The following is an 18,574-nucleotide window of genomic DNA, read 5'->3' on the forward strand; positions in this document are numbered from 1 at the left end:
CGGTCATGGCAAGCAAACGCCACATCGCCTGGAGCCGGTTTGACCGTAAATTATGTCCGCTTCCGGGCAACATCGCGTGATGTGGAATATCCAGCACCCGCGCCGATATAGCGCCGGAACGCCTCCGGCCCAGCCCCGGTAAAGAAATCATCAGCCTTGCCGGTTGCGGCCACCAACCCATTGTCGACAAACACCATGTGCTCGCCGATGCGGCGTGCATCCTCGGGCTGGTGGGTGACAAATAGCACCGTCATGGCGCGTTCGGCATGAACGGCAGCAACCAGATCCAGCATCTCGTCGCGCAAAGCGGGTCCGAGCGAAGCGAAGGGCTCGTCGAGCAGCAACACCGGTCGGTCGCGCACCAGCACGCGGGCCAGTGCGACGCGCTGGCGTTCGCCCCCGGAGAGCTCGCGCGGCAGGCGTTTCTCCTTGCCCGCGAGACCGGTGCGCGCAAGCGCCTCGGCGACCGCGACGCGGTCCGCCTCGGTCAGTCCCAGGGAGGGCGAGCGGCCGAGCCCGACATTCTGCTCGACGGAAAGATGCGCGAAGAGATTGTTCTCCTGGAACACCATCGACACCGGCCGCGCCGAGGCCGGCTCGGCGCTGACATCGGCCCCGCCGATCAGCACGCGGCCCGATTGTGGGGTCTCGAAGCCGGCGACCAGATTGAGCAGCGTCGACTTGCCCGAACCGCTCGGACCCATGATGGCGGTGATCTTCGCCGTGGCGAACTCGACGTCGAAGACAAGTGGCGCATCGCCATAGCTGCCATAACTGAACGACACATTGTCCAGCCGCACCGGCGCGCCCTTTTCGAGCCTGTTGGCCGCCCTCTCACGCATCGCGGACCTTCTCCCTTCCCAGCCAGTGCGCCGCCACGATCAACGCGAGACAGACGAAGCCGAGCAGCAGTGCCAGGCCGGCGGCATCCTCGGTGCGGTAGCTGCCCATCCGTGCCAGAAGAAGGTAGGGCAATGTCTGCACGGAATCACTGCCGAACAGGGCAATGACACCGAGATCGCCGAGCGACAGCGCCATGGCGAAAGCGAAGGCCGTGGCGAGCGGTCGCCGCAGCGACGGCCAGTCGACCAGCATCAGCCGGTTCCAGCCCGCAATGCCGAGCTGTGCGCAGAGCCGTTCGTGACGCTCGCTCGCCGCATCATAGGCGGGACGCACGGCGCGTAGGGCGAACGGCATCGCCATCACCGCATTGACGGTGACGACCATGACCGGGGCGATGGCGAAGGCATCGCCGACATGGCGCAGCAACAGGAACCAGCCAGCGCCGACGACGATCGGCGGCACGACAAGGACAAAACCGGCGCCTGTATCGGTGGCGCGTTCGAGCAGTGCCTTTGCGCCGGCACGGCGGTTCAGCGCCAGTGCCCGCCGCGCCATGGTCAGCGCCAGCGACAGCATCACCGAAAGCAGCGCCGACAGGAAGGCGAGCGCTGCGCTGGTCAGCGTTGCCTGCCGGACGGTGGCCTCGCTGGCCAAACGGCCGAGGTCCGCACCCAACCCGGCCACCACGGTTGCCGCCATCGGCCCAACGACGAACAGCAGCGCCAGGATGATGACTAGCGCGTTCAACCAGGTCTCGCTCCGATTGACCGAGAGATAGCGGCGTTGCGCGACCGGCAAATTGGTGTCGCCGACCACATTGGCGCCTAGGCGCGTCAGGGCCAGCACAACGATAAAGGTCAAGGCGATCTGCAACAGCGTCAGTGTAACGGCCCGCGCGGGATCGAAATCGAAGCGCAGCGCCTGGTAGATGCCGACCTCAAGCGTCGTCGCGGCCGGCCCGCCGCCGAGCGTCAGCACGATGGTGAAGGATGTGATGCAGAGCATGAACACCAGCCCGGCGACGCCGGGCAGTGCGGCGCGCAGCGTTGGCCATTCGATCAGCCGGAACGCCGGCCGCGCCGCCATGCCGAGCTGGCTCGCCAACCGCCATTGGTCGGCCGGTATGGTCTGCAGCGCCTCGAGGAACAGCCGCGTCGCCAGCGGCAGGTTGAAGAAGACATGGGCGACGAGGATGCCGGACAGGCCATAGATGCCCGGCCAGCTTCCCCCGCCGATCACGGCAAGCACGCCGGCGAAATAGCCGGCACGGCCATAAAGCGCCAGGATGCCGAGTGCTGCGACAATAGCCGGCAGCGCCAACGGCACGGCGAAGATCTGCAGGATGAAGGCGCGAGCGAAGAAACGTGGGTGCCGCGACAGAGCGCGCGCCACGAACAGCGCCGGGATGACCGAAAGCAGCGTCGAGAGCGCCGCTTGCCAGAGCGTGAAGCGAATGACGCGAAGCAGATAGGGATCGAAGGTTGCCCAGGCGCCCGAGAAATCATGGGCGCCCTCGAAAAGCAGGCCAGCAAACGCGCCGCCGATCAGCAGCGCGATTGCAGCGAGCGCGAGGGTGCCAGCGGTGATGCGGGGGTCAGACGCGCGTTGCACGCTGGACCACCATTCTTTCCATCGCGGCAATTACAAAGGATTGCGTTCCTTGGCGCCCCCCTCTGTCCTGCCGGACATCTCCCCCTCCAGGGAGGAGATCGGCCGTCACCCATGCTTCCGCTAGTCTCCAACGTTGCCGGACTATAACCAGCAACGACGCTGCCAATCTCCCCCCTTGAGGGGGAGATTGCCGGCAGGCCAGAGGGGGGTGGAGTGGCGCGAACATCAAAAGAACTCGCAAGCCTACTTGCTCATCACCGCCAGCCATTCATCGACCCAAGCCTTGCGGTTGGCAGCGACCTCTTGCGGGCTGAACAGCAAGGTCTTGGTCGGCTTGACCAGTTTGTCGAAGGCCGGATTGAGCGGCTTGTCGGTCTTGCCGGCCGGGAACATCCAGTTGGTCTCGGGGATGGCATCCTGGAATTTCGGCCCGGTCATGAAGGCGATGAACTTGGCCGCCAGCGGGTTCTTGGCCCCCGCCGTGGTGATACCCGCGACTTCTATCTGCAAATACTCGCCCTCCTCGAACGACGCTGCCTGATAGCGCTCTGTCTTCTCGGCGATCATGTGGTAGGCTGGCGACGTCGTGTAGGACAGCACCATCGGCGCCTCGCCCTTGGTGAACAGCCCATAGGCCTCGCTCCAGCCCGGCGTCACGGTCAGCACTTTCGCCTTGAGCTTGGCCCAGGCCTCTGGCGCCTTGTCGCCATAGACCGACTTGACCCACAGAAGCAGACCGAGGCCCGGCGTGGAGGTGCGCGGATCCTGGATGACGATCTTGTCATCGGCACTGCCCTCGACCAGCTCTTTCAGGCTTTTCGGCGGGTTCTTCAGCTTCTCGGTGTCGTAGACGACGGCGAAATATCCGTAGTCAAAGGGGACAAAAGTATCGTCGCTCCAGCCACCCGGCACGTTGACATCAGTTACGCCGCCATGCGGCGCGAACAAGCCTGACGCCTTGGCATCGGTGGTGAGATTGGTGTCGAGGCCAAGCACGATATCGGCCTTGGTCGATGCGCCTTCCAATCTGACGCGGTTGAGCAGCGCGACGCCGTCGGCGACCGAGACGAACTCGACATCGCAGCCGCATTCGGCCTCGAACTCCTTCTTCACCACGGGACCCGGACCCCAGTCGGCGGTGAAGCTATCATAGGTGTAGACGGTGAGCTTGTCCTTGGCCAAGGCCGGCCCGGACAAGGCCACGACCGTTGCTGAAACAAGAGCGTATAAAAGCGTGCGCATCGGCGCCTCCTTCGTTCGTATTGAAAGGAATTGAGGCGTCGGACTGTCCGAAACGTCTAATCCCTCCGCCGGTACAAACCGGATCAGGTTCAGCGGGTTGGCGAGACTGCCTCTCAGCCGGTCCGCGAAAATCGCGTCCGGCACCCCGTTAGAGCGTTTCGACACATAGGCCGGGCCGATCCCCCATGCAAGTGGGAGTTTGCCGCCTTCCGTTTCCCGTGCCGGGCTGGTAAGGGCCACACGATATGAGCACATTCACCATCCTGCTTGGCGGCGATCTCATCCGCACGCCACGGCTCGACCGCCAGGCCGAAGGGTCCCGCGTCATCGCCGCCGACGCCGGCATCGGGCATGCGCGGCTGCTGGGTCTCGTGCCCGAACTGTGGGTGGGCGATTTCGATTCCGTGCCAGCCAAGCTGCCTGACGATCTCGCTTCCGTGCCGCGCCGGACCTTCCCGGCGGAAAAGGACCAGACCGATGGCGAACTGGCCATTGCCGCCGCACTCGAGCGCGGCGCGACCCACCTGGTGCTCGCAGGTGCTTTCGGCGGCAAGCGCGCCGACCACGCTTTCCTGCATCTGGCGCTTGCCCTGCGGCTGGCCGAGGCCGGGACTGATGTACTCCTGACCAGCGGCGCGCAGGAAGGCATTCCCCTGCTGCGCGGAACGGCCGGCTTCGACTATGCCGATGGCACGCTGTTTTCGGTGCTCGGCTTTTCCGAGCTCGCCGGCCTGACCGTCACCGGCGCCAAATGGCCGCTGAACCACGTCAAGGTGGCCTTCGGTTCGTCGCTGACCATTTCCAACGAGGTCAAGGGCCGCCTCGAAATCGCACTGGACCATGGCCGCGCGATGCTGCTCGCTCATCCCTATCCCTTACCTGAAAGCTGACATGGCCCCGCCTCTTCTCAACCTCGACGGGATAAAACTGACCTTCGGCGGCACGCCGCTGCTCGACGGCGCCGCCTTGACGGCTTCGGCCGGCGACAAGATCGCACTGGTCGGCCGCAACGGGTCGGGCAAGTCGACCCTGCTGAAGATCGCCGCTGGCCTGATCGAGCCGCAGGACGGCGAGGTGTTCCGCCAGCCTTCGGCAACTATCCGCTATTTGCCGCAGATGCCCGACATGGAGGGCTTTGCCACTGTCCGCGCCTATGTCGAGGCCGGGCTTGGCCCTGCCGACGATCCCTACCGCGCCAGCTATCTGATGGAGCATCTCGGACTGTCGGGTGAGGAACGTCCGAACGATCTGTCGGGCGGCGAGGCGAGGCGTGCTGCCCTTGCCCGCGTCATGGCGCCGGAGCCAGACATCCTGCTGCTCGATGAGCCGACCAACCATCTCGACCTCTCGGTCATCGAATGGCTGGAAGAAGAACTCATCCGCACCTCCTCGGCACTGATCGTCATCTCGCACGACCGCCGCTTTCTCGAACGTGTGTCGCGCGCCACCATCTGGCTCGATCGCGGCCAGACCCGCAGGCTGGACAAGGGCTTTGGCCATTTCGAGGAATGGCGCGACCTGGTCCTGGAGGAAGAAGAGCGCGAGCAGCATAAACTCGGCCGCCAGATCGTTCGCGAAGAGCATTGGCTGCGCTACGGCGTGACGGCGCGGCGCAAGCGAAACATGCGCCGGCTCGGCGAGTTGCAGACCATGCGCCAGCGTTTTCGCGGCCATCGCGGTGCCGAAGGGTCGGCGACCATGGTGGCGAGCGACGCCGCCGAGTCCGGCAAGCTGGTGATCGAGGCGAAGAACATCGAGAAGAGCTTTGGCGATCTCACCGTGGTCAAGGGGTTTTCGACCCGCATCCAGCGCGGCGATCGCGTCGGCCTGGTCGGGCCGAACGGCGCCGGCAAGACGACGCTCTTGAAGATGCTGACCGGCGAGATGAAGCCGGACGCCGGTTCGGTGCGGCTCGGCACCAATCTGGAGATCGCCACGCTCGACCAGAAGCGCGAGGCGGTCGACCCGCAGGAGACGCTGGCGCAATATCTCACCGACGGGCGCGGCGAGAACCTCGTCATCAATGGCGAGCAGCGCCACGTCGTCTCCTACATGAAGGATTTCCTGTTCAAGCCGGAGCAGGCACGCACGCCGGTGCGCGAGTTGTCCGGCGGAGAACGGGCACGGCTCTTGCTGGCGCGGGTGCTAGCGCGGCCGGCAAACCTTCTGGTGCTCGACGAGCCGACCAACGATCTCGATATGGAAACGCTGGAACTGCTGCAGGAACTGGTCGCCGGCTTTGCCGGCACCGTCATCCTGGTCAGCCACGACCGCGATTTCCTCGACCGCACCGTGACCAGCCTGATCGCGCCGGATGGTGAAGGCCGCTGGATCGAATATGCCGGCGGCTACTCCGACATGCTGGCGCAGCGCGGCGGCACCAGGCTGGACGACCGCAAGGCGCGCGCGAAGGCCGAAAACGGCGAAGCGCCAGTGACGACCAGAAGTGAAGCGGCCGCGCCAAAGGGGCCGGCGAAGAAACTATCGTTCAAACAGAAATTCGCGCTGGAATCGCTGCCCAAGAAAATCGAGGCTGTGACGGCTTCGATTTCAAGGCTGGAGAACAACATCGCCGATCCGGCCTATTACGAGCGCGACCCGGCCTCCTTCCAGAAAACCATCGCCGCCCTCGACAAGGAGCGCGCTACGCTGGCGGCGCTGGAGGAAGAGTGGCTGGAACTGGAGATGCTGCGCGAGGAGATGGAAGGGTAAGGGATTGTGTGTGAACTTTTATGCGCCTATATTATGCGCATAAAAGAGAGCGATTCCATGCTTCAATCGACACCAAAACCTCAACGGCAATCCGTCAACACGTCCATTGATTCTCAATTGATCAATGACGCCAAAGCGTTGGGCATCAACATTTCCCGCGCCGCCGAGGCGGGGATCGCGAAAGCGATTGCGGCGGAAAAGACGCGTCGATGGCAAGAGGAAAACAAAGAAGCCATTGAAAGCTCCAATGAATATGTCAGGCGCAACGGACTGCCATTGGCCAAATACCGGCTGTTTTGATGGCACGTTACGATCTTTATCGGAATGCTGAAGGCGGCGGCTATTTTCTCGATGTTCAGTCCGACCTTCTTGAAGGACTGAGCACGAGGGTCGTCATTCCGTTGATGCCGCCCAACATAGCCCCGGTTCCGGGCCGCCGACTAAATCCGACCTTCGCTATCGATGGCAAAGATCATGTAATGGTCACGCAGTTCATGTCAGCCTTGATGGCCTCTGAATTGCCGGATGCCGAGGGAAATCTCTCCCGGCACCACGACGACATCGTCGCCGCGCTCGATATGTTTTTCCAGGGCTTCTGAGTCAACGAGGCTTCGGGCCGGCTTCCTTCTCAGCCCGCCGTCTTCGCCTGCCAGGCCTTGATTGCCTCGTCGAACACCTTCTCGCCGGGAATGCCCTTTTCCATGGTCAGCAGTGCCCGCCGTCCGGTCTTGTAGACGACAGGTACGTCGATCCAGTCCTGGCCGCGAAGCAGGGTCATGTTGGCGTCTTCGTCGGCCTTGGTATCGTTGAGCGCGACGAGGAAGAAGCCGTCGGCGATCTTGGCCGGAATGCCGATCAACGGGCTGCCGGCATCCTGTTCCGAACCCTTCATGGCGACGCGCAGGATGTTGTCGACACCGCCGCCCTCGAAACCGTCGGGCGTCAGGAAGATCATCTCGATGATATGGCTGGCCGGCAGTGTCTGGTCGGTGTTGCGGCGGATGGTCATGCGCAACTGGATGTCCTTGCCGGGAATGGTGGCCTCGGCGCGGATCGCCGGCTCCGGCGGCAGGTCGCCACCGGGCGATTCCTGCACCAGCGACCAGACGATGTTGCCGGGCTCGGCGGAACCCTGGGCAGTGCTGGTACGCTCCTCATAGAAGATCGCCTTCTGGCCGACAGGCAGAGCGGCTTCCGCAGGCGCAGCTGCCGTGGCGGGCGGCGCGGCGCCGGCCGGTGCGGTCGGCGTGCCGGCAGCATCGGCTGGCGCTGCCGGGGCAGCTCCGTTGGCAGGCGGTGTTGCGGGGGCGGCACCTGTAGCGGGGGGCGCTGCCGCGGCAGGTGTGCCTGCGGCCGGAGCGGAAATCGCCGGTGGGTTCGTCGCCGAGGGCGGCGTGGTCAGCGCGGCGACCGATTCGCCTTCGCCGATGCCGCTTTGGCCACCGGCCGGACCCGGGTCGACTTCACTGCCCTGCGGCGTCAGCCGCTGCGTGAATTTCGTGCTTTCGGCTTCCGTGCCGCCAGCCGCGGGCGCCGGAGGCGCTGCCGCGGCATCGGTTGCCGGCTTGGCAGGCGCTGGTTTCACCGGCTCGGTCTTGGCGACCTGATTGCCGCCAAGCCCAAGCATTTTGCCGAAGGCATCCTTGTTCAGCCAGATTCCGTAGCCGCCGCCGGCTACGACCAGAAGAGCGACGACGGCCGTGATCAGCCCACCATAGCTGCGCTTGCGCTCGGCGGGACGCAGGCGCTGGAAGGTGTCCGACACCGGCTCTCCGTCGCTGGAAAAGACATCGGCCTCGTCCTCCTCCCCGTCGGCATCCATACCTGGAAGAGGCGTGTCGGCGCGAGCCAGCTGGGAAGGCGCCGGCGTCGCCCTTTGCCAGCTCGGCTCGACCTTGGCGGCAGGTGGTGGCGCGGGCTGATAAGATTCAGGCTTTGCAGCGGGCGGTGCCGGCCAGGCCGATTCGGCCTTGGCCGGCTGCCGTGTATGGCTCGGCTGATTCTTGTTGCGATCGATCGACGAAAAGATGTGTTCCAGCTCCGCCAGCGGATCGGTCTCCGGCAGGCTCTTGGCATAGTCCCGCTCGACACTCGCGATCGCGTCTTCCAGCGAACGCATCTGCGTGGCTATGGCTTCGGCGGCCGGCGGCGGCGAATATTCCTCAAGCTTCTTCGCCAGCATGGTCCGAACGCTGGCATAGATGCGCGTACGCTTTTCCGGCGTCTCGTCGCCATGCTTGCCGAGCGCCTTTTTCAGAATAGCAACGTAATCTGCCATGCTTCAGTCGACCTGTATTTTGTTTCCGCGCCGGCCCCCGCAAATCGGCCGCGATGCCCGGAAAGGCTTCAGAAACTAGTCTTGAAACGGATCGGTCACAAGTATCGTGTCGTCCCGTTCCGGGCTGGTGGAAAGGAGTGCGACCGGGGCGCCGATCAGCTCTTCGATGTAGCGGACGTATTTGACGGCCTGGGCCGGCAGATCGTTCCAGCTGCGCGCGCCGGCAGTGGTGCCTTTCCAGCCCTCGAGCGTCTCGTAGACCGGTTCGACACGCGCCTGCGCACCTTGGCTTGCCGGCAGATAATCGATCATCTCGCCGTCGAGATGATAACCTGTGCAGACCTTGATCTCGTCCAGCCCGTCAAGCACGTCGAGCTTGGTCAGCGCGATGCCCTTGATGCCGTTGACAGCGACGGCCTGGCGTACCAGCACCGCGTCGAACCAGCCGCAGCGGCGCTTGCGGCCGGTGACGACGCCGAATTCATGGCCGCGCGTGCCGAGGAATTCGCCGACCTCGTTCTTCTGCTCGGTCGGGAACGGACCCTCGCCGACGCGTGTCGTATAGGCTTTGGTGATGCCGAGCACATAGCCGATGGCGCCTGGGCCGACGCCGGAGCCGGCGGCAGCCTGTCCTGCAACCGTGTTCGACGAGGTCACGAATGGATAGGTGCCGTGGTCTATGTCAAGCAGCGTGCCCTGCGCGCCCTCGAACAGGATACGCTCGCCAGCCCGGCGCTTGTCGTCGAGGATTTTCCAGACCCGGTCCATATAGGGCAGGATGTCGTCGGCGACCGAGGTCAATTCCTGCATGATCGCGTCATGCGTGACTTCCGCATGGCCAAGCCCCCGACGCAGCGCATTGTGGTGCGTCAGCAGCCTGTCAACCTTCACGGGCAGTGTTTCCAAATCCGCCAAGTCCATCACCCTGACCGCGCGCCGGCCCACCTTGTCCTCGTAGGCGGGGCCGATGCCACGACGGGTCGTGCCAATCTTCGTCCCGGAATTGGATGCGGCGTCCTCACGGAATCCGTCCAGCTCCCGATGCAGGGACAGGATAAGCGCTGTGTTTTCGGCTATTTTCAGGCGATCCGGCGCCACTTCGACACCTTGCGCCTTGAGCTTGGCCACCTCGGCGACGAAAGCGTGCGGGTCGAACACGACGCCATTGCCGATGATGGACAGCTTGCCCTGGCGCACGACGCCCGACGGAAGCAACGACAGCTTGTAGACCTTGCCGTCGACGACCAACGTATGGCCGGCATTGTGGCCGCCCTGGAAACGCACCACGACATCGGCGCGCTCCGACAGCCAGTCGACGATCTTGCCCTTGCCTTCGTCACCCCACTGCGAGCCGACGACCACCACATTGGCCATGTTTCTTTTCCCTTGAGACGCCGCCAAGCGGCTTGAATATGGTTCGAAACGACAGGCCTCTATAACGTCAAGACCTCGCGAGCGCGACCTTTCTTTGCCGTCGAAAATGCCCTGAGGCACAACAATTTTCGGCTTTGACATCATTTACTTGGGCGAGCGAGGGCAATAGGCCGGCAAACACCGCAGCTCCGGCGACTGGAATCCCGCGATGCATCGAAGCGCCTACATATTCCTGCTGCTCACCACCTTGCTCTGGGGCGGAAATTCGGTGGCCGGTAAGCTGGCGGTCGATCACGTCTCGCCGATGACGCTGGTCTTCCTGCGCTGGGTTCTGGCCGTGGCGATCATGCTGCCCATCGGCTGGAAGACCATCCAGAAGGACTGGCCGGTCGTCCGCAAGCACTGGTTCGTGCTGGTCGCCCTCGGCGCCAGCGGCTTCACCCTGTTCAACACCATCTTCTACACGGCGCTCAACTACACGACAGCGATCAATGTCTCGATCGAACAGGCGGCGATGCCGATCCTGATCATGACTGCCAATTTCGTCTTCTTCCGCCTGCGCGTGAACTGGGCGCAGATTGTCGGCGTCGTGCTGACCATCGCCGGCGTGATCCTCACCGCCTGCCATGGCGATCCGCGCCGGCTGTTGACGCTGGAACTCAATTTCGGCGATGCCATCATGCTGGTCGCCGTGTTTCTCTACAGCGGCTATTCGGTCGGACTGCGGTTGAAACCGGTGATGCATTGGCAAAGCCTGATGCTGGCCCTGTCGGTTGCGGCACTCGTCACTTCGCTGCCGTTCTTCCTGTGGGAGGTCGTCGCCGGCAAGGTCATCATGCCCGACGCGCGCGGCTGGACCGTCATCGTCTATACGGCGATCGGCGCCTCCGTCGTTTCGCAGATCTTCTACATCAGAGGCAACGAACTGATCGGCGCCAACCGCGCCGGCCTGTTCATCAATCTGGTGCCGATCTTCGGCACGCTGCTGTCGGTGCTGATCGTCGGCGAGACGTTCCACCTCTATCAGGCACTGGCTTTGGTGCTCGTGCTGGGCGGCATCGGGCTTGCCGAATACAGCGGGCGCAAGATGGCGTTGGCGGACCACCGCGGATGACATGTGGCGGCTGACGCCCTCCGCCGTCGCGGCAATTCACGCGAACGGCCTGGACTTCGCCAATGGCCGCGGAACGGCGGCATAAACCCTGCCGCGTCCCCACTTGGAACATTTCACCTCCAGCGGAGTTTGAACGGCAGGGAGGCGACATGATGAGCCAGAACCCTCGCAGCACGGCAAGCATCGCTGGTCACCCTATCCATCCCATGCTGATTCCGTTTCCGATTGCTTTTTTCGTCGGCACCTTCGTTTGCGATCTTATCTTCTGGCGAACAGCCGATCCCGGATGGGTCACCGGATCGCTCTGGCTTCTCGGCGCCGGCCTGATCATGGCTGCCCTGGCTGCGCTTGCTGGCCTGACGGATGTTCTCGGCGATGTTCAGATCCGCAATCTCACGACGGCATGGCTCCATGCCGGCGGCAATGTACTCGTCGTGTTGATCGAGCTTTACAACTGGTACTTGCGGTATACCGGCGGAGCGGCGGCCGTGATGCCAACCGGCTTCGTCCTATCGCTGATCGTGGTTCTCATCCTGCTGTTTACGGGCTGGAAGGGTTGGGAACTGGTCTACCGACATCGGGTGGCTGTCTCCGATGGCTCGGACGAGTTGACCTGAACCGGCCGCCGCGGCGGCCGGCATCAACGAGGGCGACCCCTGTCCTCGATCACATCGCGTTGACGTCGAACTGCAGCCGCTTGGCCGAGTCGATCGACTTATGCGCTTTGACCTTTTCCAGCACGGCTTCCGGGAACGGCGCGTCGAGATAGAGCAGCGCTATGGCATCGCCGCCCGGCCGGTTGCGGCCGAGCTGGAAGTTGGCGATGTTGACGCCATTCTCGCCGCAGACAGTGCCGAGCAGCCCGATAATGCCCGGCGCGTCGGCATTGGTGGTGTAGAGCATGTGCTGGCCGACCTCGGCATCGAGGTTGATGCCCTTGATCTGGATGAAGCGTGGCTTGCCATCCGAGAAGCATGTGCCGGCGATCGAGCGCGTCATGTGCTCGGTCTTCACGGTCAGCTTGATATAGCCGTCGAACACGCCCGATTTGTCGCGCTTGACCTCGGCGACAATGATGCCGCGCTCCTTCACCATGATCGGCGCCGACACCATGTTGACGTCCGAGACCTGAGGCCGGATCAGCCCGGCAAGTGCGGCGCTGATCAGCGCGCGCGTGTTCATCGTCGCGGTGGAGCCGTCGAACAGGATCTCGACCTCCTTGATCGGATCCTCGGTGACCTGGCCGACGAAGGCGCCGAGCACCTCGGCAAGCTTGACGAACGGCTTCAGCCGCGGCGCCTCCTCGGCGGTGATCGACGGCATGTTGATGGCGTTGGAGACGGCGCCCTTGATCAGATAGTCGGCCATCTGTTCGGCAACCTGCAACGCGACATTCTCCTGGGCCTCCGTCGTCGAGGCGCCGAGATGCGGCGTCGCCACCACATTCTCCATGCCGAACAGTTCGTTGTTCTCGGCGGGTTCGACCTCGAAGACGTCGACGCCGGCGCCGGCCACCTTGCCGCTCTTCAGCGCCGCGATCAGGTCGGCCTCGACGATCAGACCGCCGCGTGCGCAATTGATGATGCGCACGCCCTTCTTCATCTTGGCGATCGCCGCGGCATCGATGATGTTGCGCGTCTTGTCGGTCAGCGGCGTGTGCAGGGTGATGAAATCGGCGCGGGCGAACAGTTCGTCGAGTTCGACCTTGTCGACGCCAAGCTCCTCGGCACGGCTGTCCGACAGGAACGGATCGAAGGCGATGACGTGCATCTTGAGGCCAACGCCGCGTGTCGCGACGATCGAACCGATGTTGCCGCAGCCGATGACGCCCAGCGTCTTGCCGGTGATCTCAACGCCCATGAAGCGGTTCTTTTCCCATTTGCCGGCATGGGTCGAGGCGTTGGCTTCAGGGATCTGGCGCGCCAGCGCAAAGATCATCGCCACCGCATGTTCGGCTGTGGTGATCGAGTTGCCGAAGGGCGTGTTCATCACGATGATGCCCTTGCGGCTTGCCGCCGGGATATCGACATTGTCGACGCCGATGCCGGCGCGGCCGATGACTTTGAGATTGGTAGCGGCGTTGATCAGCTTTTCGGTGACCTTGGTCGCCGAGCGGATGGCGAGGCCATCATACTGGCCGATCACTTCGGCGAGCTTTTCCTTGTCCTTGCCGAGATCGGGCAGATAGTCGACCTCGACGCCACGATCCTTGAATATCTGCACGGCGGTGGGGGAGAGTTTGTCTGAGACGAGAACGCGGGGCGCCATGGCGACCTCCTTGAAATGGATTTGATCCTGATGGGAATGGGCGGCCCGGAGGCCGCCGCGAATGATCTCAGGCCGCCGCTTTGAGCGACGCCTTCTGTGCGGCGAAGGCCCAGTCGAGCCAGGGCAGCAGCGCTTCCAGATCCGACGTCTCGACCGTCGCGCCGCACCAGATGCGCAGGCCGGGCGGTGCGTCGCGATAGGCACCGATATCGTAGGCGACGCCTTCCTTGTCGAGCACCGACACCAGCCCCTTGGCGAAAGCCGCCTGCCCGTCGGCGTCGAGCTCGGACACGTCCGGATCGGTGAAGGACAGGCAGACGGACGTGTTCGACCGTGTCGCCGGCTGGACGGCGAGATGACCGAGCCAGGAGGATTTGCCGACAAAGCGATCGAGGACGGCCGCATTGGCATCCGCCCTGGCGATCAGCGCGTCGAGGCCGCCGGTCGACTTCGCCCAGTTGAGCGCATCGAGGTAATCCTCGACGCACAGCATCGAGGGGGTGTTGATGGTCTCGCCCTTGAAGATGCCTTCGATCAGCTTGCCGCCCGAAGTCAGGCGGAAGATTTTCGGCAGCGGCCATGAAGGCTTGTAGGTCTCCAGCCGCTCGACGGCACGAGGCGACAGGATCAGCATGCCGTGAGCGCCCTCGCCGCCCAGCACCTTCTGCCAGGAGAACGTGACGACATCGAGCTTTTCGAAGTCGAGCCTCTGCGCGAATGCGGCGGAAGTCGCATCGCAGACGGTCAGGCCCTTGCGGTCCGCGGGAATGAAATCGCCGTTCGGCACGCGCACGCCCGACGTGGTGCCGTTCCAGGTGAAGACCACATCGCGGTCGAAATCGATCCTGGTAAGATCAGGCAGTTCGCCGTAGCCGGCTTCGATCTTGCGCACATCGGCGAGCTTCAATTGCTTGATCACGTCGGTGACCCAGCCGGAGCCAAAGCTCTCCCAGGCGACCATGTCGACGCCGCGCTCGCCGAGCAGCGACCACAGCGCCATCTCGACCGCACCGGTGTCCGACGCCGGCACAATGCCGATGCGATAACCCGCCGGGACCTGGAGAATCTCCCGCGTCAGCTCGATCGCCTGTTCGAGCTTGGTCTTGCCGATCTTGGCGCGGTGGGAACGGCCGAGCGCGGCATTGTTCAGCGCCTCGACCGACCAGCCGGGACGTTTTGCACAGGGACCTGAGGAAAAATTGGGGTTTGCCGGACGGAGTCCGGGCTTCGTATGCGTCGTCATCGTGGTCTATCCTTCCAGATAGTGGCCCCTCGTTGGGGAGGGGTGGCCCACGGACGGCGATATGCGTTCAGGCTTCGGGCGTCAAGAGGAAAGTTTTTGTCGCTGCCGGGATACCGGCGATCCCTGATCGGGATGTCGTGACTTCAAACGCAAACGGCGGACCCCGAAGATCCGCCGTCCTGAACCTCGTGCTCGCCGCGCCTACCAGAGATCGTAGCGCAGCCCGAGCTTGACCTGATGGTTGCTGATACCTTTTTTGACCGGATAGGAGGTCAGGCTCTCAGCCGTCACATATTCAGCGTCCGGAGCGGAGAAATACTGATAGCCCAGGTCGACGGAAACGTTCTTCGATACCTGATAGGCGAGGCCCGCATTCAGCGTGTAGGCCAGCGAGTACTGGGTCTTGCTGTCACTTACGGCGAAATCGTCCGTGTCGTCGCCATTGTCGGTGAAATAGCTTGCCGACAGGCTGCGCTTGCTGCGGACGACCCCGATACCGGCGCCGAGATAGGGTGTGATGCCGACATAGGTGCCAAGATCGACATAGCCGTTGAGTATGCCCGACAAGGCGTAGTTCTTCAGGGATGCCGACGCCACGGTCGGCTCTGCCGCAGTCGCTGAATCGTCATAGCCGACGCCGATCTCGTTGCCAGGCAGATAGCCGAGATTGAGGTCGGCGCGCAGATAGTCGTTGAAATGGTAGCCGAAGCCGATGCTGGCAAAGATCGGATCTTCTTTGTCGCTGAAGCTTGCAGGTGGCGAAGGTGTGAAGGCGAAATCCTCATTTTTGAAGCTCTTCTGCGCCAGATAGGAGACGTCGCCGCGCAGGTACCAGCCGGAACCGACCTCGACCGGGACATAGTCGGGCGCCTGGTCGACATAGATCGGCGGGTCATAATCGGCCGCGTGCACCGGCGTCAGCGGCAGGAGGGCTAGTGCACCGAGCGCCAGCGCCATACGCGATGTAAGTTTCATGGTCCCCGACTCCCGAATTTGGCGCAGCCCGCAATCGCAGCGGCAGCCATCGTTTCAAGGAGCATTGTTAACCATAGTGGTTAAGTGCCGGTTAAGGCTAACAGAGCGTTAGCGAATTCATTTCCGCTGTCGATTCCAGGCGGCCCAAACGAAAAACCGCCCGGCTTGAGGCCGGACGGTTTTCGAAGAATTCAAGTGATGTAGATGGCGTTACTTGGTGTAGATCGGCTCGGGTTCGGGCTGGTAGGCCACGACCGGCGCGGCGCAACCATTGCTGCCACCGAACTGGTAGCGCAGGCCACCGCGCACTTCGTGCGTGTTGATGCCACGGTCGAAGCCGGGACCGGAGCTGGTGATGTTCCAGTCGAACATGCGGCCGCCCTGAATATGGGAGAAGCGGTAGCCGGCATCGAGAATGATCTTGTCGGTCAGGCAGTACGAAGCGCCGGCCATCAGACCGTAGGCGAAACGCCAGCTTGATCTGCCGGGATTGAACTCGGTGGTGTTCGGGTCGTAGACATCATCCCACTTGACGCGGGCGCCGCCGATGCCGGCGCCAACGTAAGGCGTGATGCCATGGTAGGTGCCGAGATCGACATAGGCATTCGCCAGCAGCAACAGGGCGCTCATCTTCGATACTTCGGTCGAAGTACCGTTGATGTCCGAGGTGCCCCCGTTGAAGTTCGACTTGAACCAGTAGTCGGCGGTCAAATCGGTCCGGAAGTGATCGTTGATCTTGTAGCCGACGCCGGCGCCGAGCGAGAAACCGCCCTTGAGTTTGCCGAAATCGAAGCTTCTGGTGCCGGGCGTAACCGTACAGTTACAGGGATCGACGGTGTAGGTCATATAGTCGATGCCGCGCACGGTCGACTTGTGATAGTCGATGTCGCCGCGGATGTACCAGCCGCCGACCTCGACCGGCTGCTCGTAGACAGCCTGAGGCGGAGCCTCTTCGACCATCGGTTCCGGCAGGTCGGCTGCGAACAGCGGTCCTGCCAGGCCTGCGAACAGGAAGGCGAGCAGGACCTTTCTTGCTGTCTTGAACATGCTTGTCACCCCTGAGAAGCTCGGAACGGCGAATCCGTCCGAAATGCGATTGGCTTTCAGTCGTGGATAATGAATTGCAAAGGTTAAAAGGCGTTTAACCCTGTTGCTTAACCACGAATCTCGAAACTCTAGGGATTGGCGCGAGATTTACGGGCACCGAAAAAAGTGGCGGCTGACAAGAAAAAGCCCGCCGAGGGGCGGGCCTTGGACCGGTTAAGGGAGCGCGGCGCGCCTGGTTGTCCGATCCACGTCCTGCTGGACGCGCTGGGGTCAGGCGGCGCTGCGCGTTTCCGAGATGACTTCAACGATGCCGTTGACGACGGACTCGACCAGTTGCGGGTCGTCGCCTTCGGCCATCACGCGGATCAGCGGTTCTGTCCCTGATGGCCGGATAACCAGCCGTCCGGTCTTGCCGAGGCGGTTACGGGCGTCTTCGATGGCGGCCTTGACCGGCGCCTCCTCGAGCGGCTTGCCGCCGGAAATATGGACGTTCTTCAGAAGCTGCGGCACCGGTTCGAACTTTTTCGACAGTTCGCTGACCGGCCGCCCCTGCCGCTTGATGCAGGCCAGCACCTGCAGCGCCGAGACCAGGCCGTCGCCGGTCGTCGAAAAGTCGGACAGCACGATATGACCTGACTGTTCGCCGCCGACATTCAAGCCATGCGCGCGCATATGCTCGACGACATAACGGTCGCCAACCTTGGTGCGGTGCAATTGCAGCTTCATGCCGCCGAGGAAGCGCTCGAGGCCGAGATTGGACATCACCGTCGAAACGACGCCGCCGCCCGCAAGCCGCCCGCTCTGGTGCCAGGATTCGGCGATCAGCGCCATGATCTGGTCGCCATCGACGATCGCGCCGTTTTCATCGACGATGACGACGCGATCGGCGTCGCCGTCGAGCGCGATGCCGATGTCGGCGCGCACTTCGTGCACCTTCTTTTGCAGGCCGGCCGGATGGGTCGAGCCGCATTCCTTGTTGATGTTGAAGCCGTTGGGCTCGACATTGATGGCGACGACTTCGGCGCCCAGTTCCCACAGCGCCTCGGGCGCCACCTTGTAGGCCGCGCCATTGGCGCAATCGACGACGATCCTCAAGCCCGCGAGCGACATCGAGCGCGGCAAGGTGCGCTTGGCGAATTCGATGTAGCGGTCATGCACGCCGTCGACGCGCTTGGCGCGGCCAAGCCCGTCGGAATCGGCGAGCGCCAGTTCGATATCCTTGTCGAGCATGCTCTCGATGCGCTCCTCGATTTCGTCGGAGAGCTTGTAGCCGTCGGGTCCGAACAGCTTGATGCCGTTGTCGTAATAGGGGTTGTGCGAGGCCGAGATCATGACGCCGATATCGGCGCGCAGCGAACGCACCAGCATGGCGACAGCCGGCGTCGGGATCGGGCCGAGCAGGAACACGTCCATACCGGCGGCACAAAGACCGGCAACCATGGCATTCTCGATCATATAGCCGGAAAGCCTGGTGTCCTTGCCGAGCACGACACGATGACGATGGCTGCCGCGCTGGAAGGAAAGGCCGGCGGCCATGCCGACCCGCATCGCGATTTCAGCGGTCATCGGAAACTTGTTGGCGCGTCCGCGAATGCCGTCCGTGCCGAAATAATTCCCTGCCATGCTAGTCAGCTTCCTCGAAGTTTCTTCCCCGGCACGTCATGCCACAATTGGCCGGCGCGCTATGATCACATTGTGTGATTATACGTTACCAATTCTTAGAAAACCATTGTTGTGCACTGCACACAACGTGGCTGCAACCTGACATGCCCAGACTGCCATGCTGCAATATACAAGTCATTCGAGCCTTTCAGCGCGGATGCATCAGGAAATCTTGCTCTCAACCAGGCAACGGACAACGATTTCA

General features: G+C 63.0%; 16 protein-coding genes and 1 riboswitch. Of the genes, 6 read left to right on the top strand and 10 right to left on the bottom strand.

What is annotated here, in order from left to right:
- Positions 1–50: 50 nt before the first annotated feature.
- The 3 genes from thiQ to thiB form a co-directional block, all read right to left on the bottom strand.
- Entirely contained in the window at positions 51–842 is a 792-nt protein-coding gene (gene thiQ / locus NKI66_RS00955; RefSeq protein ID WP_023814299.1) for a thiamine ABC transporter ATP-binding protein, read from the bottom strand.
- Positions 835–2,454, bottom strand: coding sequence for a thiamine/thiamine pyrophosphate ABC transporter permease (gene thiP, locus NKI66_RS00960; RefSeq protein WP_023814298.1), 1,620 nt, complete (start codon positions 2,452–2,454; stop codon positions 835–837). The genes thiQ and thiP overlap by 8 nt, the downstream gene beginning before the upstream one ends.
- A gap of 243 nt (positions 2,455–2,697) precedes the next feature.
- The gene (gene thiB / locus NKI66_RS00965; RefSeq protein WP_023814297.1) at positions 2,698–3,696 is read right to left on the bottom strand and encodes a thiamine ABC transporter substrate binding subunit; all 999 of its coding nucleotides are present in this window, start codon (positions 3,694–3,696) and stop codon (positions 2,698–2,700) included.
- 43 nt (positions 3,697–3,739) lie between these two features.
- Positions 3,740–3,854, bottom strand: a riboswitch (TPP riboswitch).
- An 87-nt stretch (positions 3,855–3,941) separates the two neighbouring features.
- Between thiB and NKI66_RS00970 the strand changes: the two genes are divergently transcribed.
- The 4 genes from NKI66_RS00970 to NKI66_RS00985 are packed head-to-tail and all read left to right on the top strand — an operon-like array spanning position 3,942 to position 7,007.
- Positions 3,942–4,586 (top strand): thiamine diphosphokinase, encoded by a 645-nt coding sequence (locus NKI66_RS00970; protein ID WP_023814296.1) that lies wholly within the window; start codon positions 3,942–3,944, stop codon positions 4,584–4,586.
- 1 nt (position 4,587) lies between these two features.
- On the top strand, positions 4,588–6,408 hold the full coding sequence (locus tag NKI66_RS00975) for an ABC-F family ATP-binding cassette domain-containing protein (RefSeq protein ID WP_023814295.1): 1,821 nt from the start codon (positions 4,588–4,590) through the stop codon (positions 6,406–6,408).
- A gap of 57 nt (positions 6,409–6,465) precedes the next feature.
- Positions 6,466–6,708 carry a type II toxin-antitoxin system CcdA family antitoxin gene (locus tag NKI66_RS00980; RefSeq protein ID WP_031213967.1) on the top strand — a complete coding sequence of 81 codons (243 nt, stop codon included), beginning with the start codon at positions 6,466–6,468 and terminating at the stop codon, positions 6,706–6,708.
- Positions 6,708–7,007 carry a CcdB family protein gene (locus NKI66_RS00985; RefSeq protein WP_023814293.1) on the top strand — a complete coding sequence of 100 codons (300 nt, stop codon included), beginning with the start codon at positions 6,708–6,710 and terminating at the stop codon, positions 7,005–7,007. The genes NKI66_RS00980 and NKI66_RS00985 overlap by 1 nt, the downstream gene beginning before the upstream one ends.
- A gap of 29 nt (positions 7,008–7,036) precedes the next feature.
- Here NKI66_RS00985 and NKI66_RS00990 read toward each other — a convergent pair whose 3' ends face one another.
- Both NKI66_RS00990 and NKI66_RS00995 read right to left on the bottom strand, forming a co-directional pair.
- The gene (locus NKI66_RS00990; RefSeq protein WP_352750563.1) at positions 7,037–8,686 is read right to left on the bottom strand and encodes a hypothetical protein; all 1,650 of its coding nucleotides are present in this window, start codon (positions 8,684–8,686) and stop codon (positions 7,037–7,039) included.
- 75 nt (positions 8,687–8,761) lie between these two features.
- Positions 8,762–10,060, bottom strand: coding sequence for an adenylosuccinate synthase (locus tag NKI66_RS00995; RefSeq protein WP_023811870.1), 1,299 nt, complete (start codon positions 10,058–10,060; stop codon positions 8,762–8,764).
- A 208-nt stretch (positions 10,061–10,268) separates the two neighbouring features.
- Between NKI66_RS00995 and NKI66_RS01000 the strand changes: the two genes are divergently transcribed.
- Entirely contained in the window at positions 10,269–11,174 is a 906-nt protein-coding gene (locus NKI66_RS01000) for a DMT family transporter (RefSeq protein ID WP_023811869.1), read from the top strand.
- A gap of 152 nt (positions 11,175–11,326) precedes the next feature.
- Positions 11,327–11,791 carry a DUF2231 domain-containing protein gene (locus NKI66_RS01005; protein ID WP_023811868.1) on the top strand — a complete coding sequence of 155 codons (465 nt, stop codon included), beginning with the start codon at positions 11,327–11,329 and terminating at the stop codon, positions 11,789–11,791.
- Between the two features lie 49 nt (positions 11,792–11,840).
- Here the strand turns inward: NKI66_RS01005 and serA are convergent, their stop codons facing one another.
- The 5 genes from serA to glmM form a co-directional block, all read right to left on the bottom strand.
- Positions 11,841–13,442, bottom strand: coding sequence for a phosphoglycerate dehydrogenase (gene serA / locus NKI66_RS01010; RefSeq protein ID WP_023811867.1), 1,602 nt, complete (start codon positions 13,440–13,442; stop codon positions 11,841–11,843).
- A gap of 67 nt (positions 13,443–13,509) precedes the next feature.
- Positions 13,510–14,685 (bottom strand): phosphoserine transaminase, encoded by a 1,176-nt coding sequence (locus NKI66_RS01015; protein ID WP_023811866.1) that lies wholly within the window; start codon positions 14,683–14,685, stop codon positions 13,510–13,512.
- A gap of 201 nt (positions 14,686–14,886) precedes the next feature.
- Complete coding sequence (locus NKI66_RS01020; RefSeq protein WP_023811865.1) at positions 14,887–15,660, bottom strand: outer membrane protein; 774 nt, start codon at positions 15,658–15,660, stop codon at positions 14,887–14,889.
- 210 nt (positions 15,661–15,870) lie between these two features.
- The gene (locus NKI66_RS01025) at positions 15,871–16,707 is read right to left on the bottom strand and encodes an outer membrane protein (RefSeq protein ID WP_023811864.1); all 837 of its coding nucleotides are present in this window, start codon (positions 16,705–16,707) and stop codon (positions 15,871–15,873) included.
- A 270-nt stretch (positions 16,708–16,977) separates the two neighbouring features.
- Positions 16,978–18,330: a phosphoglucosamine mutase gene (gene glmM / locus NKI66_RS01030; RefSeq protein WP_023811863.1), complete on the bottom strand. Its 1,353-nt coding sequence runs from the start codon at positions 18,328–18,330 to the stop codon at positions 16,978–16,980.
- Between the last annotated feature and the right edge of the window lie 244 nt (positions 18,331–18,574).

Source organism: Mesorhizobium sp. M0518 (assembly GCF_040321125.1).
Lineage (GTDB): Bacteria > Pseudomonadota > Alphaproteobacteria > Rhizobiales > Rhizobiaceae > Mesorhizobium.